The organism is Gilliamella sp. M0320, from assembly GCF_016101635.1.
GTDB lineage: Bacteria > Pseudomonadota > Gammaproteobacteria > Enterobacterales > Orbaceae > Gilliamella > Gilliamella apis.
The window spans coordinates 80,319-102,814 of sequence record NZ_JACFQD010000002.1 but is presented as its reverse complement, the minus strand read 5'-3'; the positions used below and the strand labels follow the sequence as shown (position 1 = coordinate 102,814).

The 22,496-nt window shown below is 31.7% G+C and carries 20 protein-coding genes and 1 tRNA gene; 5 read left to right on the top strand and 16 right to left on the bottom strand.

Features of this window, described 5'->3' with window-relative positions:
* Nucleotides 1–24 precede the first annotated feature (24 nt).
* Nucleotides 25–1,179, bottom strand: coding sequence for a metallophosphoesterase (locus tag H3T83_RS03010; RefSeq protein ID WP_065578729.1), 1,155 nt, complete (start codon nucleotides 1,177–1,179; stop codon nucleotides 25–27).
* Between the two features lie 32 nt (nucleotides 1,180–1,211).
* On the opposite strand from H3T83_RS03010, the gene cmoA reads away from it, so the two are divergent.
* Together cmoA and cmoB are read left to right on the top strand one after the other, a co-directional pair.
* Complete coding sequence (gene cmoA, locus H3T83_RS03005; RefSeq protein ID WP_065578728.1) at nucleotides 1,212–1,982, top strand: carboxy-S-adenosyl-L-methionine synthase CmoA; 771 nt, start codon at nucleotides 1,212–1,214, stop codon at nucleotides 1,980–1,982.
* A gap of 35 nt (nucleotides 1,983–2,017) precedes the next feature.
* Nucleotides 2,018–2,986, top strand: a complete 969-nt coding sequence (gene cmoB, locus H3T83_RS03000) for a tRNA 5-methoxyuridine(34)/uridine 5-oxyacetic acid(34) synthase CmoB (RefSeq protein WP_198215063.1) — start codon at nucleotides 2,018–2,020, stop codon at nucleotides 2,984–2,986.
* Nucleotides 2,987–3,118: 132 nt separating this feature from the next.
* Here the strand turns inward: cmoB and H3T83_RS02995 are convergent, their stop codons facing one another.
* From H3T83_RS02995 to dsdC, 5 genes are all read right to left on the bottom strand, one after another.
* Nucleotides 3,119–4,018, bottom strand: coding sequence for an endonuclease/exonuclease/phosphatase family protein (locus H3T83_RS02995; protein WP_081299931.1), 900 nt, complete (start codon nucleotides 4,016–4,018; stop codon nucleotides 3,119–3,121).
* A gap of 284 nt (nucleotides 4,019–4,302) precedes the next feature.
* The gene (locus tag H3T83_RS02990; protein ID WP_131798778.1) at nucleotides 4,303–5,262 is read right to left on the bottom strand and encodes a hypothetical protein; all 960 of its coding nucleotides are present in this window, start codon (nucleotides 5,260–5,262) and stop codon (nucleotides 4,303–4,305) included.
* Between the two features lie 158 nt (nucleotides 5,263–5,420).
* Nucleotides 5,421–6,356 (bottom strand): hypothetical protein, encoded by a 936-nt coding sequence (locus H3T83_RS02985; RefSeq protein ID WP_198215062.1) that lies wholly within the window; start codon nucleotides 6,354–6,356, stop codon nucleotides 5,421–5,423.
* A gap of 248 nt (nucleotides 6,357–6,604) precedes the next feature.
* Complete coding sequence (locus tag H3T83_RS02980) at nucleotides 6,605–7,429, bottom strand: MetQ/NlpA family ABC transporter substrate-binding protein (protein WP_198215061.1); 825 nt, start codon at nucleotides 7,427–7,429, stop codon at nucleotides 6,605–6,607.
* 162 nt (nucleotides 7,430–7,591) lie between these two features.
* The gene (gene dsdC / locus H3T83_RS02975; protein WP_198215060.1) at nucleotides 7,592–8,554 is read right to left on the bottom strand and encodes a DNA-binding transcriptional regulator DsdC; all 963 of its coding nucleotides are present in this window, start codon (nucleotides 8,552–8,554) and stop codon (nucleotides 7,592–7,594) included.
* Between the two features lie 213 nt (nucleotides 8,555–8,767).
* On the opposite strand from dsdC, the gene dsdX reads away from it, so the two are divergent.
* Nucleotides 8,768–10,105 carry a D-serine transporter DsdX gene (gene dsdX, locus H3T83_RS02970; RefSeq protein ID WP_198215059.1) on the top strand — a complete coding sequence of 446 codons (1,338 nt, stop codon included), beginning with the start codon at nucleotides 8,768–8,770 and terminating at the stop codon, nucleotides 10,103–10,105.
* A 20-nt stretch (nucleotides 10,106–10,125) separates the two neighbouring features.
* The gene (gene dsdA / locus H3T83_RS02965; protein ID WP_198215058.1) at nucleotides 10,126–11,457 is read left to right on the top strand and encodes a D-serine ammonia-lyase; all 1,332 of its coding nucleotides are present in this window, start codon (nucleotides 10,126–10,128) and stop codon (nucleotides 11,455–11,457) included.
* A 66-nt stretch (nucleotides 11,458–11,523) separates the two neighbouring features.
* Here the strand turns inward: dsdA and H3T83_RS02960 are convergent, their stop codons facing one another.
* On the bottom strand, nucleotides 11,524–12,486 hold the full coding sequence (locus H3T83_RS02960; protein ID WP_198215057.1) for an aldo/keto reductase: 963 nt from the start codon (nucleotides 12,484–12,486) through the stop codon (nucleotides 11,524–11,526).
* 161 nt (nucleotides 12,487–12,647) lie between these two features.
* On the opposite strand from H3T83_RS02960, the gene H3T83_RS02955 reads away from it, so the two are divergent.
* A complete protein-coding gene (locus tag H3T83_RS02955) occupies nucleotides 12,648–13,529 on the top strand; it encodes a LysR family transcriptional regulator (RefSeq protein WP_198215056.1) in 882 nt (293 codons plus the stop codon).
* A 231-nt stretch (nucleotides 13,530–13,760) separates the two neighbouring features.
* Here the strand turns inward: H3T83_RS02955 and H3T83_RS02950 are convergent, their stop codons facing one another.
* From H3T83_RS02950 to hemA, 9 genes are all read right to left on the bottom strand, one after another.
* Nucleotides 13,761–15,158 carry an FAD-binding oxidoreductase gene (locus tag H3T83_RS02950; RefSeq protein ID WP_065612991.1) on the bottom strand — a complete coding sequence of 466 codons (1,398 nt, stop codon included), beginning with the start codon at nucleotides 15,156–15,158 and terminating at the stop codon, nucleotides 13,761–13,763.
* A 204-nt stretch (nucleotides 15,159–15,362) separates the two neighbouring features.
* Nucleotides 15,363–16,151: a phosphatase PAP2 family protein gene (locus tag H3T83_RS02945; protein WP_034903278.1), complete on the bottom strand. Its 789-nt coding sequence runs from the start codon at nucleotides 16,149–16,151 to the stop codon at nucleotides 15,363–15,365.
* A 642-nt stretch (nucleotides 16,152–16,793) separates the two neighbouring features.
* Nucleotides 16,794–17,393 (bottom strand): hypothetical protein, encoded by a 600-nt coding sequence (locus H3T83_RS02940; protein WP_198215055.1) that lies wholly within the window; start codon nucleotides 17,391–17,393, stop codon nucleotides 16,794–16,796.
* A 279-nt stretch (nucleotides 17,394–17,672) separates the two neighbouring features.
* Complete coding sequence (locus tag H3T83_RS02935; protein WP_198215054.1) at nucleotides 17,673–18,218, bottom strand: hypothetical protein; 546 nt, start codon at nucleotides 18,216–18,218, stop codon at nucleotides 17,673–17,675.
* 671 nt (nucleotides 18,219–18,889) lie between these two features.
* Complete coding sequence (locus tag H3T83_RS02930; protein ID WP_198215053.1) at nucleotides 18,890–19,444, bottom strand: hypothetical protein; 555 nt, start codon at nucleotides 19,442–19,444, stop codon at nucleotides 18,890–18,892.
* Between the two features lie 833 nt (nucleotides 19,445–20,277).
* Nucleotides 20,278–20,364: transfer RNA gene (locus tag H3T83_RS02925), tRNA-Leu, on the bottom strand.
* 99 nt (nucleotides 20,365–20,463) lie between these two features.
* Nucleotides 20,464–20,706, bottom strand: coding sequence for a zinc ribbon domain-containing protein (locus H3T83_RS02920; RefSeq protein ID WP_065651094.1), 243 nt, complete (start codon nucleotides 20,704–20,706; stop codon nucleotides 20,464–20,466).
* 118 nt (nucleotides 20,707–20,824) lie between these two features.
* Nucleotides 20,825–21,079: a DUF1289 domain-containing protein gene (locus tag H3T83_RS11495; RefSeq protein WP_370527997.1), complete on the bottom strand. Its 255-nt coding sequence runs from the start codon at nucleotides 21,077–21,079 to the stop codon at nucleotides 20,825–20,827.
* Nucleotides 21,080–21,113: 34 nt separating this feature from the next.
* Entirely contained in the window at nucleotides 21,114–22,385 is a 1,272-nt protein-coding gene (gene hemA, locus H3T83_RS02910; protein ID WP_086362432.1) for a glutamyl-tRNA reductase, read from the bottom strand.
* Between the last annotated feature and the right edge of the window lie 111 nt (nucleotides 22,386–22,496).

The following is a 22,496-nucleotide window of genomic DNA, read 5'->3' as shown; positions in this document are numbered from 1 at the left end:
AATACGCTTCCTATTTAAGATAATCTATTGAATGGTAGTTTTGTTGACAAAAGATACATCGATTACAACAATTTCAGAGCGAGTCATTAATCGAATTGGTGGGCCTCCAAATCCGTAACCGCTATTGACTATACTGGTGAAATGATGATCAGCATCGTAATAAATACCATTGGCATTTTTGTACATCATCGCCACCAATATATTGATAGGAAAGATTTGACCACCATGAGTATGTCCAGATAACATTAAATCTACTTGTTGTTCAGCAACATCTTTAATATCTCGTGGTTGGTGATCTAATAAAATTATTGGTCTATCAGTATCAGAAAACATAATTAAATCGGATAATGAGGCGCGCTTAACATCGTACTTATATGATGAAAAGTCATCACGCCCTATCAACGTGATGCCAACCTCATCAAGATAAACAATATCATCTTTCAATACTTTTAAATGCGCCTGTTTGAATGCATTAATAATATCTTCTTCACGATTATTATTATCATGGGTACCTAAATATTCATGATTACCAAAAATAATATAATTACCGTATTTTGATTTTAATTGCTGGAACTGTTCAATAAATCCATTTTCGAGGAAAGGTTTTAATCGTTTATCTAATGTATCACCAGTTATTACAATAAAATCAGGCTTTAAGCTATTTACCTTGTCAATCATGTTTTGAATCATTCTTGCAGAGGTTTGTTCATTAATATGAATGTCAGAAAGTTGCACAATTCTTAGATGATCAACATTGGCTGATTTATTAATCACAACCTGATAATCTACTATTTTAGGATTTATCGCCATTTCATGGCCAAAACAAAACAAAGCTACAACTGCAATAATATAACTGATTTTATGCCAAAGATTAGGCTTAATTTGCTTTTTGCTAACCCGATAAACAATTTCAAAAATGAGTGTTATAAAAACGCTACAGATCATCAAACCGGCAATCGTTAACAGGAACAAATGTAATCCCGAGGTTAAAATATCATTTAATACTCTAGCAAGGATTAACGATGCACCGGCCAAACCAATAGTCAGCCAATAAATAATTCGACCATAACCGGTTAAGTGAAGGTTAAACCAAAACTGCCAGCGTTTTCCTAATAAAAAAGTGACCGAAATACTGATAATAATCGTTGCGAAAATGGCTGTAAAATCAACAAAAGTCATAATTACTCGAACAATCGAACGCAAAAAATGGTATGATAACAGAATTAGATTCTATAGTACCAATAACTTTTATGGATACCAAAAAAGACCAGCTATTTGCAACCCCGATCGATAAATTAGGTGATTGGACTTTTGACGAAAAAGTTGCCGAAGTTTTCCCAGATATGGTGCAGCGTTCGGTACCCGGTTATTCGAATATAATATCAATGATTGGTATGCTGGCTGACCGATTTGTACAACCTAACTCTATGATTTATGATTTAGGCTGCTCGTTGGGTGCTGCCACGCTCGCTATTCGTCGTAATATCAAACACGAAAATTGTCACATTATTGCTATTGATAATTCATTACCTATGGTAGAACGATGTAAAAAGCATATTGATGCCTATAAATCAAATACACCTGTCGATGTAATATGTGAAGATATTTGTAATATAAATATGCAAAATGCATCAATGGTAGTTCTTAATTTTACCTTGCAATTTTTAACCCCAGAAAATCGACAACGGGTTTTAAGTAATATTTATCAAGCTTTGCGACCAAATGGCATATTAGTTTTATCGGAAAAGTTTAGTTTTAGTGATGAGACTGTCGACGAATTATTATTTAATATGCATCATGATTTCAAAAGAGCCAATGGCTATAGTGAACTGGAAATAAGCCAAAAACGTAATATGCTAGAAAATGTCATGCTTACAGACACAGTTGCTACCCATAAACAACGTCTGATGACAGCAGGATTTGAGCATGTTGATACTTGGTTTCAATGTTTTAATTTTGGCTCTATTATTGCTATCAAATAACCTCTAGATTTAATTTAATTATAAAGGAAAACAGAATGATTGATTTTGGTGATTTTTACCAAATTATCGCAAAAAATAAGCTTAAAAATTGGCTTGAAGTTTTACCGGCGCAATTGGCTAATTGGCAAAAACAAAATTTAGATAATCGTTTTAGTCAATGGATAAATAGTATTAAACACTTACCAGCAATTAGCCCTTTTCAAGTTGATCTATTACATAGTGTAACCGCAAAAACCGAGCAACCATTATCTTCTGGCGAACAGCAACGTATCACACAATTATTAAAAACTATGATGCCATGGCGTAAAGGCCCTTTTCATCTTTATGGTGTTGATATTGATACTGAATGGCGTTCCGACTGGAAATGGCAAAGATTGATTAATCATATCGATTATTTAGAAGGTAAAACAGTTCTCGATGTTGGTTGCAATAGCGGTTATCATTTATGGCGTATGATTGGTGCAGGAGCTAAACTTGCTGTTGGTATTGACCCTATGGCGCTTTATCTATGCCAATTTGAAGCAATAAGAAAACTATTGGGCAATGACCAGCGAGCTCACTTACTTCCATTAGGCATTGAAGAATTACCAAAATTAAACGCATTTGATACGGTTTTTTCAATGGGAGTGTTATATCATCGTCGCTCACCGCTTGATCATCTTTATCAATTGAAAGATCAATTAGTTGATGGTGGTGAATTAGTACTCGAAACATTGGTTATTGAGGGAACCGAACATCAAGCATTAATGCCTGGTGAACGTTATGCTCAAATGCGAAATGTCTATTTTATTCCATCAGTACCAACCATGATAAATTGGTTACATAAATGTGGTTTTAAAGATATAAAAATGGTTGATATATCCAAAACCAGTTTGGATGAACAACGCAAAACAGAATGGATGGAATCCGATTCATTAGCGGAATTTTTAGATCCTAATGATTTATCCAAAACAGTAGAAGGTTATCCTGCGCCAATGCGAGCAGTATTTGTTGCAAGAAAATAATTTTTTAATCTCGTTTGGATTAAAAGTAACGGTTATTTTTCTCGCCTTTTAAAATAAAAAACACAATAAAAAAAACGGGCTTTTGCCCGTTTAATCTATCAATATCTTTTATATAAATAAGTTCGATTAATATTAATCATTTTTTATGATCATCTGGACAGGATAATGATCGGAATATTTATCCGTAAAATCATCTTTTATAACTTGAACATCAATGACATTATTTTTAAGTGGTGGTGAAACATAAATGTAATCATAGCGTAATGGAACTGATGCTTGATCATAAAATACTTTAGTTGGTGCAGTTGCCACAAATTCTTTATGTTTAATTTTTAATGCATCAATAAAACCAGCATCCAGAAGATTTTGTTGTACAGTATAACTTAGTTTACCATCAACCAGATTTTCTAAAATTGGTCTTTTCTTTTGCTTTTCTTTAATATCCTCTAAAAGGGTACTTTTATCATAGTCAGATTTATCTGCTGGCGAAAATGAGTTCAAATCCCCGGCAATTATCCATTTCCCTTTAGGATCACGACTATATTTGATTGAATCGATAATTAAATTAATCTCATCAATTCGTTTAGCTGTCCAAAATGGATTCATATGTGTAACGACAAAATGATAATTTCCGATATCTGCATAGAGTGCCCCATGCCACAAATTATCAACTACTTTATTAACATTAACTATTGGATATTTAGAGGTAATAGCTACAGGGAAAAAAGCAGCATCTTCTGGTGATTCTTTTAAAAGTACCGCATATTTATGTCCATAACTGGCTGCAAATTTTTCAAGTTTTTCACGAGTAAAAAAATTCATTTCTTGCCAAGCAATAATATCGGCATCTTGTGCTTTTGCCCAATCAATATATTTCTGTTTACCTTCACTCTCATCTAACTTCATACCATTATAAACATTATAACTAATGATTTTTAGTTGTTTGGCATCATCAAGTGAGGCTAAAGCGCTAGAAGTACTAAGGATAATCCCACTAATCAATGCGACAATTTTCAACTTAGTTTTATTCATAAGATATTCCTTTCATTTATTAACTCATCATAAATATTATATTGATCTTAACTTAATCAAATTGTTTTATATGAATTATGTGATTTATATCAATATTATTACTTACAATTTGTGCTATCCGAATTTATTTAAGAATGCACTGTGATTTGCAATAATGGAAAATTGCATTTTTAAGTTTTAAAAAACCCGCTCCTCAACTTTTAATATGGTTGGTTTATAAAATAAAAGGCATAATTAAAATATTATGCCTTTTATAATTTTATCTATTTTGAATCAGAAAATAACTATATTTTATTTAATAATATCAAAGGTATATATCGCGTATCATTGATAAAGTCAACTAATTGTTTATATGCTGGAAAATAGGTGTTTTCTGGATCGATTTTTTTAGGACAAAGTTCAAGGGATCGTATTAATGCTTCTTTTCCTTCTTCTCCACTTAAATCTTCATACGTGCTAGCAAAATCATTGTCTGTTAAAGTGAAAAATTTTTGCCAATTTTCTAATGTTTTTGTTAAATATTTTTTACCTTCATCACATTTAATTTCTTCCAAATTAATTTTAGGAAAAGCATATTTAGTAATTTCAGCTAGTTTTATTGTTTTGTTAGGGAAACTTATTTCAACTTTTGACTCTTCACCTTCTAAGGAGTTGAAATAATCATTTTGTAATAAATTGATATATTCTTTTTCACGGTAAATTTTAGTTTTACGAGTTTGAAAAGCCTGATTTTCATTAATATTTTCAGTAATTTCTTCAGGTATTTCTTGGTCAATAGAATAGTCCCATCTATTAAGTTCGCCTTCAATGAAAACGTCATTAACAACAATTACAGGCAGCTCCAGTTCTCCTTCCTCACCATTTAAAATGATAGAGATCTTATTTATAGTTTCTTTATATATTTTGTCAAAAGCTTCGTCACTAGTATTGTTAGTAGCATAGATAAATGTATGAAGCATATAGTTGCTTTGGGTTGGATTAATAAATCCATCACCAGAATATTTAGATGGTTTAACAATAAAATCTAACGACTCATTATTATAAGTTAAATTATGCTTACCATATTCAAAAGTGTACGTAGTTTTAGAGTTAGCCGGGATTGCCAGTTCTTTACCATCAATGGCGATTACAATTTCATTTGAGGTAGGATTATCAATCACGCGTTCAACTTTAGCTGGTCCACTAAAACAGCTACAAAGCGTTATGCTGCAAGTTAATATAAGGGAATACTTTAAACTTTTCATAACATCCATTTATATAATTCATATTAAAAGATTATAAATTTTATCATAAAGAAATGGTTATTGTTAGTATAAAAAGTAAAAGGCATAAACCTAATTATAGGATTTTATGCCTTTTATTGTAATAATTAAATCTTTTAACAAAGAATAATTTTCAAATTTTATTTGACAATAAAAAAGTATATATCACGTCCTTTAGTTAAAGCTTCATCTAAAGGGCTAATAGCTTTTGAATAAGTTTGTTCAGGATCTTTATCTGTAGGACAAAGTTTTTTAGAATCACGTAAGGCAAGCATGCCATCATATCCCCCTAATCCTTCATACTTACTGTCAAAATCACTTCCTGTTAAAGTAAAAAGTTGTTGCCATTTATCTAATGTATCCTGCAAATATTTTTTACCTTCATTACATGTAATACTTTCTAAATCAAGTTTCGGGAATACATACTGATTAATTTCAGACAATTTTTTAGGTTTATTAGGAAAACTAACTTCATCTTCCTCTTCTAACCAATCTTCTTTTAAAAACTTCAAATATTCACTTTCACGATACATTTTAATTTTACGAGCCTGATAAGATTGATTTTTATTAAGTTTTTCAGAAATTTCGTCTGGAATTTTTTCATCAATAGAGTAATCCCATCTATTATCTTCATCTTCAATAAAGAAATCATTAACCACTTTTACAGGAAGTTCAATCTGTACTTGCTCACCATCTATGATAACATCAACTTTATTAAGCGTTTTCTCATATAATTTGTCAAATGTTTCATCACTAGTGTTGTCAGTTGCATAAATAAACGTATGTAACATGTAGTTACTTTGGGTTGGATTAATAATGCCTGTACCATCAAATTTTACTGGTTTTACAACAATGTCAAACGACTCATTATTATAAGTTAAATTATGTTTACCATATTCGAAAGTATACTTAATTTTTGAGTTAGCTGGAATGACAACATCTTTACCGTCAATTACTAACTTAATTTCATTGGCAGTAGGATTATCAATTAGACGAACTTGTGAGGTTGGACCATTAAAACAGCTACAAAGTGTTATGCTACAAGCTAATATAAGAGAGTATTTTATTTTTTTCATCACATTTAACTACTTTTTTTAAATAATATTTATATCAAAGAGTATAAATATTAACACAACGAATTTTAGAGTAAATCATCAAAATCTAAAACTCTTTATTAAAAAATAATAAAATCAAATAGAGTCATTGATTTTATAACAACTAGCATCATAAATTTATTTTAATTATTTATAAATAATCAATATGATGTATAACAATATAAACTATTCTAATTTATTACTAGAATAGTTTATAAATAATTATTTGCTTATTGTTGGGGCCAGATAAAACGACCTTTCGCATCAGGATCTTCACTAATGAATTTTTTAAGTGCATCTGATTGGTAAAGTTGTTTAACCTCTTGAGCCCATTTACTGTTCAAATTTTCTTTTTTTACTACAACCATTAATTCTAAATTAGGGGTTAACTTTTCTTGTACTAAAACATTATCAGCTGGAATTTTACTTAACCATGCAACACCACCTGGCATTATCGCATAATCAACTTCACCTAGAGTTCTAGGAATTAATTCCGATAATATCGATTTAAATTTTAAATTATATCTATTTTCTGCTATATCATTTAAATCTAATGTTCCCGATTTACTATCAGATTTTAAAGTAATCCAATTTAAGCTTTGTAAGAATAATAATGATCTTGCCTTATTTGATGGATCATTGGGAATGACAATTGTTTGGTCATTAGCTATTTCATCAATAGAATGATGCAATTGAGAAAAAAGCGCAGCTGAAATAGAAGGAATATGGACTAAAGATACAAGATCACTTTTAGTTTCTTTATTATAAACGTCAAGATAAGCTTGATGCTGTGCGGCATTAAGATCAATACTTCCTTCAACTAAAGCAGTATTTGAATCTCTAAGAGAGCTGAAATTTACCAATTTAACTTTATAACCCTTTTGTTCTAAAGCGGGCTTAACAACTTTTTCCATCATTATATTGTGCATACTTGGTGGCAAACCAACTACGATCTCTTTTTTATCTTGTTGACTTTTTTGGGCTGATTCTGATTTATTGTCACAGCCAATTAAAGTCAAACCCAACAGCATAATTATGCAAATATATTTTTTCATTATTGCTCCCTATTTCAATCAGTAAATTAATCTAATTGAACAATTGATTCTATTTTTTAGAGATAACATTATAGATAGTGATTAACTATTGGGATAATACGAAAAAATTATATCTATATTCATATTAGATATATACAATTAATCTTTAGTTTTAACTAAATTTTAGATAACACTTTCAACCGACTGCTCAGCCAAATTTTCTTTTAACCATCTTACAAAAGCTTTAACTTTTGGATTTCTTCCCTTGGAAGCAGAAACAACATAGTAACGTTGTTTGCATGTTAACGTCATATTTGGAAAGGAAGTAACTAACTCCTCTGATTCAAGATATTTATTGATAATATGTTTTCTTCCCATGGCAATACCTGAATGATTAATCGCCGCGAGGATTGCTAAATCAGATCGATCAAATAACATTGTAGGTAAATCTTCAAAATCTAGATCAATATTAAAGTGCTTCACCCAAGATTGCCATTCGTCGAAGTTGGTATCATATCCCCAAGCTTGATTATCATGTATTATTAAGCAATTTTTTAGATTTTCAATATTTTCAGTAAGTTGATGATATTCCGCATATTGAGGGCTACACACAGGTACAATCGTTTCATTCATTAAATGATAAACATCCAAGTCGTTATACTCTAAATCATCAAAATAAATGGCTAAATCAATACGATGACGATCAAAATTGATTATTTCATTACCTGTTAATATATTCAAGATAATATAAGGATGTTTCTTGTTAAATTCTGATATTCTTGGAACAAGCCAGCCTTGCGCAAAGGAAGGACGAGAATAAATGGTCAACTGCCCGATTAATTCCTGACTCTTTATTTCAAAGATTTCTTTATTTAGTATCGACAAGGACTTTTTTAAAATATTAAATAAATTTTCACCATCAGGGGTCAACTCAATACGGCGATGAAACCGGTTAAATAGCTTAAAATTTAATTCTTCTTCAAGCTTATTAATTTGATGGCTAACGGCACTCGGAGTAATACATAATTCTTCCGCTGCGCGCATAAAGGAATTATATCGTGCAACTGCTTCAAAAGTGTGGAATTTAGCTAATTGATATCCTGATATCAATCGGTTAGTGGTAATAAAACGATCATCATCAAACATTGTACATCCTTCCTTACCTATTTTCTTAACATTTAACTAAAAATGTTAAATCAAATACAATTAATTAAATTAATGATTGTTACTTTCTTACAGCCTGACACTTATTCAACCGAATCTTATTCATGTGAACATGATTTATAATCATTTGTCAGTTATCTCTCCATAAAATCTAATACAAGGTAATTTTTACTTTAATTAGAATAGGAAAACATTATGGATTCACAGATTTGGGTTTTAGGTGTTTTAATAACGAGTATTTTATTAATTGTAATAAGTATTATCAAATTTAAACTTCATCCATTTTTAGCCTTATTATTATCCAGTTTTTACGTAGGTGCATTAATGGGAATGAAGCCATTGGCAATGATTTCCTCAATCGAAGATGGTATTGGTGGTACACTTGGCTTTTTAGCGGCGGTAATTGGTTTAGGTACCATTCTAGGAAAAATGATGGAAATATCAGGTGCAGCTGAACGTATCGGTATTACCTTACAAAAATGCCGCTTTTTATCACCAGATGTTATTATGGTATTGATTGGTATGATTTGTGGTATAACGTTATTTGTTGAGGTCGGCGTTGTACTTTTAATACCATTAACATTTTCAATTGCTAAAAAAACCAAAACTTCGTTATTAATGTTAGCGATTCCATTATGTACTGCATTAATGGCCGTTCATTGTATTGTCCCTCCTCATCCAGCTGCATTATATGTCACTAATGCTTTAGGTGCTGATATTGGTAGCGTTATTTTATATGGATTAATTATTGGAATAATCGCATCATTATCTGGAGGTCCTATTTTTTTAAGAATGATCAAAAATAGAATTCCATTTAAAGCTGTACCGGAACAATTTTCAGATCTAAAAGTAAGAACTGAAGAAGAACTGCCTTCATTAGGTGCAACATTGTTTACAGTATTATTACCCATTTTTCTCATGCTGATAAAAACAACTGCTGAGTTGAACATGGATAAAAACACTTCAATTTATACTGTTTTAGAATTTATCGGCAATCCTATTACCGCTATGTTTATAGCAGCATTTGTTGCCTATTATATGCTAGGTCTAAGACGTGATATGAAAATGTCTGACCTACTCAATAAAACTGAAGATTGCTTTTCATCAATTGCCAATATTTTATTAATTATCGGTGCTGGCGGTGCATTTAATGGTATTTTAAAAGCGAGTGGCTTGAGCGATAGTTTAGCAAGTATTTTATCCCATTTAGATATGCATCCAATTTTATTGGCGTGGTTAGTAGCAATAATTTTGCATGCTGCAGTAGGTTCAGCGACAGTTGCAATGATGGGCGCCACAGCAATCGTATCACCGATGCTAGCTCTTTATCCTAATATCAGTCCTGAAATCATTACATTGGCTATAGGTTCGGGTGCTATTGGTTGTACAATAGTTACCGATTCATTATTTTGGCTTGTTAAGCAATATTGTGGAGCGACAATGAGTGAAATTTTAAAATACTATACCACCGCAACATTCATTGCTTCAGTAGTTGCATTAATGGGTACTTTTTTATTATCTAATTTTATTTAGATATCTTTCAAGGAGCGAATATGAATCAAATAGAGATAAAAACACTTATTGCCGATAAACCGTTAGTAGAAAATTTAATTAAACTTCAACCAAGCTGTTGGTTTAATCCTAATACCACTACTTTAGCAATCGGTCTTCCTTTCGTTGGGCTAGATCAAACGGATATAAAAAAAGCGAGTGAACGATTAAAACGTTTCGCACCATATTTATCATTAGCTTTCCCTGAAACAGCTATAACCAAGGGTTTTATTGAATCACAGTTAGTTGAAATTACTAATATGAAAAATGCCCTTGAAGCCAGATATAATGTTGATATCGCAGGTAAGCTTTATTTGAAAAAAGATAGTCATTTACCAATTTCTGGCTCAATTAAAGCTCGAGGTGGTATTTATGAAGTCTTAACTCACGCTGAAAAACTAGCCATTGAAAATGGACTATTATCAGAACAAGATGATTACAGCAAATTATATTCTGATAAATTTAAACAGTTTTTTAGTCAGTATAGTATTGCTGTAGGTTCAACAGGTAACCTTGGTTTATCAATTGGCATAATGAGTGCTAAACTCGGATTTAAAGTTAGCGTACATATGTCTGCTGATGCTCGAGAATGGAAAAAACAGAAATTACGTGATCATGGTGTTAATGTTGTTGAGTATGAGCAAGATTATGGTGTTGCGGTTGAACAAGGCCGTAAAGCGGCAGAGTCTGATCCAAAATGTTTCTTTATCGATGATGAAAATTCTACTACCCTATTTTTAGGATATTCAGTCGCCGGTGAACGCTTAAAGCAACAATTCAATGAACAAGGAATTAAAGTTGATAAAGATCATCCACTTTTTGTCTATTTACCATGTGGTGTAGGTGGTGGACCTGGCGGTGTTGCTTTTGGTTTAAAAATGGCATTCGGTGATAATGTACACTGTATTTTTGCTGAACCAACACATTCACCGTGTATGTTACTAGGAGTTTATACTGGTCTACACGACAAAATTTCGGTACAAGACATCGGAATTGATAATATTACCGCCGCAGATGGATTGGCTGTTGGTCGTGCTTCTGGATTTGTTGGACGAGCCATGGAACGTCTGTTAGATGGGTATTATACCTTGTCGGATCAGGAAATGTATGATTTGTTAGTACTACTGGATAAAACTGAGCACATTCAACTTGAACCGTCTGCCCTTGCCGGTATGCAAGGTCCGGTAGTTGTAACTAACAACTCGGAATATTTAGAACGTATGCAATTCACTCCTCAGCAATTACAAAATGCAACTCATTTAGTATGGGCAACTGGCGGTGGAATGGTACCGAAAGAAGAGATGCAAAAATATTTAAATTCAGGAAAAATTTAGTGACTGTTACTGACAAATATCTCAATGATATTTGTCAGTAAATTTAATTTTATACATTGTGACTAATTAAAGTGCTCCGACAATACGATGAGGCAAGTAAAGTTCTTCAAGATAAGCAATATCATCCTTAGTTAATGAAAGCTTTAATGCGCCTACCACATCATCCAAATACAGAGTTTTGGTTGCCCCAATGATCGGCGAAGCTACACCTTTGGCAAATTGCCATGCCAGAGCAACTTGCGTCATGGTTACAGCATATTTTTGCGCAATTTCATTAACCCTTTTCACTATATTCATGTCGATTTGTTGCGTACTATCGTATTTAGCAACTGCAGTTTTATCAGTCTTACTACGTAGAGTATTGGTCTGCCATTCTAATCGGGAAAGTCTACCTGCAGCTAAAGGGCTATAAGGAGTTAATGAAACATTGAATTGCTTACAGACAGGAATCAATTCTCTTTCATCTTCACGATATAATAAATTATAGTGATTCTGCATCGAAACAAACGGCGTCCAACCATTTTGTTTAGCGACTAATTGCATATTATAAAATTGATAACCATACATCGCAGAAGCACCTAATGCTCGTACTTTACCACTCTGAACTAAATGGTGTAACGCAGCCATGGTTTCCTCAATCGGTGTACTGTAATCGAAACGATGGATAATATATAAATCAATATAATCGGTACCTAATCGTCTCAGGGATCCTTCAATTTCTCGTTCAATTGCTGTTTTAGATAAATGCCCTTCATTAAAATAGACTTTAGTAGCCAGAATTACTTTGTCTCGAGCTATATTTCGTTTAATCGCTCTTCCTACATATTCTTCACTAGTACCACTAGAGTATGTATTTGCTGTATCAATAAAGTTAATTCCTAGATCTAAGGCATGTTTAATGATTGTTTCACTTTGTTCTGGATTAAGTGTCCAATCATGCATTTTACTGGCAGGATCGCCAAAACTCATACACCCTAAACAAAATCGTGAGACTTCAATATCAGAATTACCTAATTTTATATAATCCATACTCTCTCTCCTAACTAGCTAATAATAGATTGATTAACTTAATAAATTGTTAAAAATTCAATCTTAGTTATGAGTATTTTATCGTTAACTTTTATTGAGATAAACGTGTTGTTCATTTATAGTATCATGAATTAAATTCATTAATTGTCTATTTATATCCTATGTATAACTATAATGAACTAAGTTATTTTATTACTATAGCTAAAGCAAAAAGCTTTGTTGGTGCAGCCAAATCTTTAGGTGTTTCGTCATCTGCACTAAGTCATAGCATGCGAAACTTAGAAACACGTTTGAGTTTACGGCTATTTAATCGCACGACTAGAAGCCTATCATTGACAGAGGCAGGAGAACAACTTTATAAACAAATATCCCCTTTATATCGACAAATCAATGAAGAAGTTGCCGCTCTTGGTGATTACCTTGATACTCCATCGGGTACCATTAGAATTAATGCATCGAATATTGCTATTGAAAATTTTATATACCCTAAATTAAGCCAATTTTCACTACGCTATCCACAAATTAAAATTGAAATTCAATGTGACAATAACTTAGTTGATATTGTTAAACAAGGTTTCGATATGGGTTGTCGAATCGGTAATGATTTGGCGAAAGAGATGATAGCAGTAAAAATATCAGACCCTTTGCGTATGACTTTAGTGGCTAGTCCGAATTATTTGCATCAGAGAACAAAACCAAAACAGATTAATGATTTAGATCAACATTTATTAATTGGCAAAAAAGTTTCAACACAATATGGAATGGAATCGATATGGGAGTTTTCCGATAAAAGAAATATTATACAATATCACCCTATTTCTCACTTCACAATCAATAATCATTTAAGAAAACAAGCGACTCTTGATGGTTTAGGTATTAGTTGGATTGGTTATCCAGATGTAAAAAATGAATTAGCATCAGGACAACTTATAGAATTATTACCTGAATATTCAATTACATATGAACCTTTTTATATTTATTATCCAAGTCGCAAGGGGCATTCAAATGTATTTAGACTAGTATTAGAAGCATTAAAAAACTAGTTTATTTTCAAATGGTTGATAAAAATGACAGGAAAATTAATATTAAAATATACAAACAATTTTTTGTTTAATATTCGTTATATAGTACATTAAAATGAAGCTCACATAAGTTTAAAAATAAGATCTTTTCTAATGTTAAATAACGTATCGATCTTTATTGATATTGGATAATGTCAGTTTGAATAATTAGTTATTTAATAAAAAATAACTAATTATCTTGCTGGCACTATATTATTGAACGGTTTGAATATGGTAGCGTTTCAATAACATATTACTGAATTTATTGTGTGGATCTAAACGAGCTTTAAGTTTAAAAAATTGCTCAGCTTGTGGATATGCTCTTTGAAATTGTTCTGTTGTTGCATGTAGTTGATAAGGTAGATAGTAGCTGCCGTGATTTTCCAGAACTGCATCTATTAATTCTCTAGTCCAATTACCAACATGTTGTTTACTCCGTTCATCAGTATCTTGCTGATAATAGATCACGAAAGCAAATACTTCTGATTTTGCCCAAGCCAGTAATGAACCACTATCTTGATTGGCATGACGAATAGAAATATTAATAACATTAACTTTATTTTTTTTCAAAATAGTGACTAATTTTGGATAAAAGTGATCAAATTGTTCAACCGGTATAAAATATTCTTGCAAAACAAAGCTTTTATTTTTAGTCGCTATCGGTTGTAAATACGAGACATCATAACTAGCCTCATAATTACGCCACATTACTGGTTTTTTTATATAATAAAAATCATCAAATAATTTTCGTAAATTTTTACCAATAGACGATGAAGATACAATTTTGATTGGTTTTTCCAAATTTTGGTTCTTTTTATCATCAGATCTCAATCGTTCTAAAATCGTTAATGGTTCTTCAGTCTGTTTATAAGTGACCGATCTCACTCTTTTATAATCTGGTGGATAAATTACAGCGTTATGGAAGATTGATTTGCTATCAGAACGTATATTCTGTTTGAAATATTCATAATAGTTTGCTATTGGCATAGCTTTACTAAAACGTTTGACTTTTACATTATCTGCAAGTTGTAAAGTCACTTCGGTGATTATACCTAAGCCACCATAACCCCCAATAGCACCATAGAATATATCTTGATTTTGCTCAGGACTAGCTATTACTACTTTGCCATCAGCTAACACAATTTTGAATTGTTTTACCGAAAGAATTATAGGTCCTTCACCTATATAACGGCCATGAACATTAACACTTAATGATCCACCAATACTAAAATTAGCATAACTTTGCATTATTTTTACAGATAAATCATAAGGGTCTATAAGCTCTTGAACTTGATGCCATGTGGCACCGGTCTCGATAGTTAGCAACTTTTGTTCAGGTTTAAAATCAATGACATGATTTAATTTGCGAGTATCAATTTGCACCGCCCCCTGGATTGCTGTTTGTCCTCCCATACTATATTTACCACCAGCGATACTAATTGGTCCGGTAGCCTTTTTAACTATATCAACAACTTGTTGAGTAGATTCTGGTTGCACAACTGCAGCAACTTGAACTGGTGTCATTCCAGTTACATCATTGACTTCTACTGCCATGACTGTCAATGGCAATAAAAAACCAAGTACAGATAATAATAAATTTATTTTTTTCATTTTATAGAAAAATAAGCACTATGAGATAAGATAAAATATGATAGCCTATTTGAGTTGAAAAGTATGTATCTTAGATTGGCTAATATTGTTCAATAAATTGTCATCCTCTAAGAATAATTAATTTAATAAATTCCAATATTATTAATATATAAATTACCCTCTTAAGTATTTTAAAAATATCTTAAGAGGGTAAAAATCAATTAATTATTTTGATGACTTATATTGACGTTTAACTTCTTCTGTAGCTTTACGAAGATCTTCTTGGAATTTAGGAAGAGTTTGTAAGCGAGAATATTCAACAGCACCAACAATTCGTCCTGCATCAACATCACTTTGCCAGTGAGCACCACAGATCATTCGGCTTTGACCAAATTCATAACCACGTTTTATAATGGCTTCTGCATGAGATGGTGCCATTTGAGCAAGTACTAATGCCACAGTCCATCCATAAGAAGTATGCCCAGAAGGATATGATCCATTCTTACGCAACCGATCTTCTTCATTAACTGGTTGACATGTGTGATTACCAAAGAATACAAATGGGCGTTCTCTCATATACGCTTCTTTTGCTGTTTTGGTAGCATTATCTGCTGAATCAACAAGAAGATCACCTAACATTTTATAAAGAGTCGGTGTTGTTTCTTGTGAAATAGTAATTCCCATTGGTTCAGAAAATATTTTTGCCATATTAGTTGTATGTAAATCTGCATCCATGGTTGCTTGCTTCCAGCGAGCTGTATCTTTAAATTTATAACCTTCTTGATATGCAGCTTTGTCTGCTTCAAATACTGCTGAATCATTTTTAGGAGGTCCTGGAAGATAATCATTACTACTTACTGCCTCAGCTGCTGTATGATAAGTAGGTCCAACTTCATGACCTAAAAAATCTTCTGTAGAACCTGGTTGAAAGGCCATTGTTGTTGAAGACATAAATAATGAGCATACTGCAATAGCGATTCCAGCTATTTTTAATGAATTTCTTTTATTATTCATATTATTTCCTTAATTGTAATTTTAATATTCCTAAATAGTTATTTTTTATTTTTCTGTCTTAAAACAGTGCGTTACTTATTTAATATTATTCCCAATTTTCCTCCTTGAATTTCATTTATCAGTTAGGTGAATCGATTCACCACATTTAGAAAAAAACTCCCTTTTTTTTAAATAATACATATTAAAATTAGTGCCAACAAATTTAATATTAATTAATTGTGATAAATATCACATATTATTTTCATGATATAAAATTTAAGCACTTTAATTTATGCAATTAACTCAATATATGTAATCAAGTAAATATTGTTCCAAATACGTGTTTCCAATTTATATTTAAAATACTCATATCTATTTATACTTCGAGCTAGTTATCTGACAATTTTCACAAAGTCTTATAATTGAATATTGAATCATTCTAATTTGTAAAAAATATTGAGGAGTCTATACCGTCTTATTGATATTAAAATATGAATGAAGTGGTTATATTCTGTGGGAATTATGTGTAAAAAAGCTAACTTTTCTCCTATAGAATTCATTAAAACAACAAATTTATCGGATGTTTCGAATGTACTTAAAGCTTCAATAAACTCTTTCCATTCTAATATAATTAATAAATTCCCTTTTCTTTGCTACGGGTTTTTATCTTATTAATACAGTCAATGTTATCAAACAAAGAGTCCCATTTTTATTAAACTCAAAATGTAATGAATAATGTGTCATATGATATAATATCCAACGATTCACATATCCCAAAAAAGGACTTTGTTCATTTCCACCTACTTTTAATGGTTTCCCTAATAACTCAATGACCATTTTTTCAGTATATTGAAAATCGATCCCATTCAATAATTTTCCATAATATATAGAATAATTATCCTTTTCCTTACAAAAGAATTGAATATGATTCAGATATTTTTTTCGAAAACCGATAAGCATACCTGTTTGAAAGAACTCATAATATTTAGTTCGATCAGGATCATCATATTCAATAAGATCTTCTGATATTTCAGGATTTTCACCAATTTCATTTTTTAGCGTATAAAACTCTGAAGAATTTTCAGATTTACCTAATACATCAACTAATTGCTGCCATTTAATCATGATCACTAGATCCCGTTTTCTTTGTTGCGTGTTTTTATTTCTGGCATCTTCTATTAATTTCGAATCATACCTTTTTTTATCATATTTTTCGTAATGCGTCAGTATCTCTTTTAACCGCTTCATAAAGATTTTCTGCATCTTTCATGATTTGTTCTGCAGTGTTTTACCTCCATATGCTGGTCTTGCTTGATGAACATCTTTTGCAACTTCAACAGCTGTTGACGCTGCATCTAGTTTTTTCGTTTCTGTTGGGTTAAAGGTCGTCGAAGCTTGGCTTTTTCAGCTTTTTTTATGCCGCTTTTGTTTCTTTTAAGTGCTTACCAGCTACATCACCTACACTAGGTATTAATCCAACTAATGCAATAGCATAATCAATAATATCTTCAGCTTCAGCAATTAGAGATAAGATAAAAGTAACTACGTTGTGGTTTTAGGAATTTTACCTGTCCACCAAATTGGTTTTTCGTCCGGTTGTAAATTATCGAAAACAGATAAAGGGATCATACTATAGCTTACACAATAAGGGATGGTAGAAATTGTTACCATTACAGGTTCATATTCATAATTAGAATTGGATTTGAACCATTCATAATTTACTATGGCAGATTCAATACACTCATAAAATGCTTCAAAATATCTAACAAAAATTTCGAATAAAGTTGATTTAGCTCTATCTAAATCACTTTTAACTTGACCTGATAATATTTTAGTCCAATCAAATGCTTCTCTATCCAACTGTTTAAACTCTTTTTCTACCAATTTCATTAATGCTACGGCGGTATCTAACTCTTCTAATTTTAAATAGCGACGATATAAGCGGTCAGTAATTAGTGACCAATTTTGGTCGGGATATTTAGGTGGAACATAATATAAAATACAGTCAAAAAATAGCCGCATATCACTGTCTGTACCTAATTCAACTATAGTGGAGCCACCTGTAAAACCGATTTTTATTGACATCATTTACTTACCTTATCATTTAAAAAAATTCAATATTCTATTAAATATATTGTACTTATGCTGAACCATTCCAATTTAGTTTATCTTTCTGTTCGTTAGGTACGAGTTTACATAACTATTTTCTTTTCGATACCTCCCTAGTATCAATAAGAAAAGTATTTGTTGTTGCCGATACATTACAAGATAATAATTGATTTGTATAAGAAGTTTTACCTGTTTTGTTATAAATTTCTATTTATTACTCTTGCTTCATTGCTATGGTCATAAAAAATTGGTTGCGCTCTGGTCAGTAAAAAAACTGTCATTACTAGTAACAGTTCTAATTGATGATTATATTTTTCAGGTAATGGTTATTTTGATTTAGTTTATTGAGGTTTATTTGTAAAAATAATTGAGGAGTCTATACCGTCTTATTAATATTAGAATATGAATGAAGTGGTAATAATTTGGGTGAATTATGCGTAAAAGAGTTAACTATGACAAAGGATGTTACTCTTCACTGATTATCTTTAAAACCCTCTAGTTGGCTAAATTCTGATCCAACACAGACCATTCACCGTTACCACTTAAAAAGACGAGTTAATTGTTCAATTTGTGAACTAGATCACTGAGTAGATAAATAGTTAGTTCAGTTCTGCGACTAGTCTCGCAGAACTTGATGACAGATGCATAGACTAAAGATCATCTGTACATACGACATCAATTGCACCACAAGCTCTAAATAACCATTTCAATGCACCTGATGAAAAAGGATCATCTAAAGCTGTAACCTCGATTAAAAAATGTGTATTTTCAATTTCACCATCAAATTTATGAGCATTCCACCAAAACCATTCTCTGGTCTCTGGTTCAAGCCATACAAGCCAGTTTCCTAAACTCCATTTTTTATTTTTCTCTAGACTTACTTGTTTTTCCCAAGGTAGACTTCTTCTATAATTAATTTCTTTTTCACTTTCACTTTTTGAAAGTTCTGGAGCACAATTATTAACAAACTTATTAGGTAATATTTTTGACCATTCTTCAAAAGAAGGCCAAACTAACTCTGAATTATAGTTTACTATCACTAACACTCGTTTAGCTAAGTTTAACACTTCATCAGCATTATTATTACAACGAATAATAAACCTAGCTATACCAACCCCTGTAGCTTTAACAGTATGATCTGGAGGATTTTCAAACCTTTCCCTTTCTAATAATAACTGTTTACTAAATTCACTATTTATTACCATCTTTACCACTTCCTTGAATAATAGAATTTTTTATATCATAAAATTGATAGAGTTTTATCATTTAGTTTGGTTAGAATGTTTACATCAGGTCCATTCTTATACTTCATCATTGTTAATCAATTTTGCTTAAGCAGAGTCTGCGTTAGAGCGTCCATAATAGGATCAAAGACAATTACCAATTTTCTTTTGCCTCTAAAATTGTTTCTTTAAAAAAAATACCGAAATCTTTTGCGAGTTATGTACTCATAATATACCTATTTTTTAAATTCATTCGCTCTATTTTTCTAGTATTCAGGGTGCCATTTCTTAAACTGATATAGATCTATCCCTGGTGGAATAAAACTATCATTAACATGGATTAAAATAGAAACTGCGATCTCATTATATACCTTCTTAAATTCATATTAAGTCATTTTATAACTAGTGCCTTTTCAAGGATAATGAATTAAAACATTACTAACTTTATCTGTTCCTTTAACAACTCTCCTAGTGACCAACCTTATTACCTTGATCCCATATCATTGCAGTTCATAATCCTGTTTGATTTACTATTTCGAAAGTACCCTTACCCTAATAGCCACTTTTCCAATCAATCCCCCCTTTTTACTGAGATCATTGGCTAACCGGTTAGCATCTTTAATTATAATGATCTTTATCTGCTAACTATTGATAGATTTATTAAATGAATATTGATATGAGAAATTAAATATGATTGATGAATTTAAGGTAGGTTACAAATTTTCAAAAGAAAAATCACTAACCATTTTACCGTCATTCAAAATTTTTTTGATATTTGACTTACAAAAGAATGACAATTAACTAATTGATTTTGTTGGTGCCAGTGGTCGGACTCGAACCGACACGCTTTTAAGGGCGGCGGATTTTGAATCCGCTGCGTCTACCAATTTCGCCACACTGGCATTAGAAGTGTAAAAAAGTAAACGTTGGCAATTATACTAAGCTTTGCAATATCTGCAACAGATATTATTCTAAATGCAGTTGGTTGCCTAAAAATTCTACTACCATCTGCGTTTCCAGGCTGGTAATTTTTTTAAAATTGTATAAGCGGTCTCTTTGGCAACAGAATAATCAATATTATGATTATTGGCATACTTAAGTGTTACCTCGTGCCATTTTTCGTCAAATGATTTCATTGTTCCATCGCTATGAGCACAATGTTTACAGTAGTTTTTTGACATATCATGTAGAGGATAATCAGCAATAGCCGTCATGGGCATACCACATGCAATACACATTTTCATATTTTCTATCCCCATTAATTAGCTAAGGTAATTAATACAAAACCAGAATAATATGCTTAAAAATGCTACTCCGAGTTGAGCTGAATTACAAGTTATGAAAAAAATAGATGTTTAAATATCAAAATTTAAAATCGATTTGTGAAGAGGTAATTTGGTTATTTTGTTGTCGTTGCTGTTGTAAAAATTGATAATAACGTCTTATGGCCCGTTGTTTACATAACCGCAAAACTTCTTGTTTTTGATGATTAGAATAATTTAGCCAATTAAATCTTTCGTCTCGAGAACGATAGCATTTTATACAATACCCTTGCCTATCCATTTGACATACTCTTTGGCAAGGATTAGGTATGTCAAAAAATTCAATTTGGTCCAATAACTACATCATCCTTTGTAGATTCAATCAAAAATTAATTATCTTCTAAGCCTAATCCTTTACTTAAGACTTTAAAACAATCATCACAATCATGCGTTGCTGCATCAAGCAGTGTTTGAGTTGGTGCGTGGATTAGTTTATTGGTTAATTTATGCGAAAATTCAAAAATAACATCGTCAATATTGGCGCCTTGTTTGATCGCATTTAATGCTTTTAATTCTAATTGACGTTTGATAGTTTGAGCGTTATTACGGTACTGTTTAACATACTCTACCGCATGGCGTGTTTTTAACCAATCAATATATTGCTCTGCTTGTTCTTGAATTATGTACTTGGCTTCATTGGCTGCGATTACACGTTGCTCAAGATTATTTTGTACCGTTTGTTGTAGATCATCGACAGTAAATAGATGCACATCTTCCAATTGGCTAATTTCTGACTCAACATCTCGAGGTACAGCTAAATCAATAAATAACATCTTTTTATTATTTCGCTCATGCATAGTGCGCTCTACCATTCCCTTACCAATGATAGGTAATGGGCTAGCAGTTGAGCTAATAACAATATCAACATCTTTCAGCCGATTAGCTATATCCGGTAATGAAATGATTTCAGCCTCAATAGATGAAGCTAATTTTAATGCTTTATCTCGAGTTCGATTGGCAACAATGACATGTTTAAAACCATGAGGTTTGAGATAACGTGAAATTAGTTCAATTGTTTCACCAGCTCCAACTAACATCACACTTAATGCAGACGTATCAGTAAAAACATCACGCGCCACTAGGCAGGCAGCATAAGCAACCGATGCAGTATTGGCGCCAATATTCGTTTCAGTACGCACAATTTTAGCTACATGAAAAATGGATTGAAAAAGTTTTTCCAATTCCGTTGATAGACAATTGTTTTGTTGTGAAAAACTATATGCTTGTTTAACTTGACCTAAAATTTGCGGTTCACCAATAATTAATGAATCAATGCCACAAGCTACCGACATAAGATGTTCAACTGCTTGCCGACCATCATAACAGTAAAGAGATGATTTAAATAAAGCCAAATCAATACTATGATATTGTGCTAACCAATTTTCAACCGATTGCCTTACCCGCAGAAAATCACTTTCATGATCATAACTTAAGTAAATTTCGGTTCGATTACAGGTTGATAGGATGGCACAACCAGCAATTAAAGGGTGCTGATATAAACTATATAATGCTTTATCAATAACCTCAGTAGAAAAAGCCAGTTTTTCTCTTAAAGAAACGGGAGCTGTTTTGTGATTGACACCTAATACAGTAATAGACATTGCATTGATTCTTTTATAATAGTTTGTAAAGTTTTTATTAAGAACTCATTATACCTAAAAAAAATAATAAAGGTTAATTTCAGTTACCTTTTCTTATTCAACCAATTATCA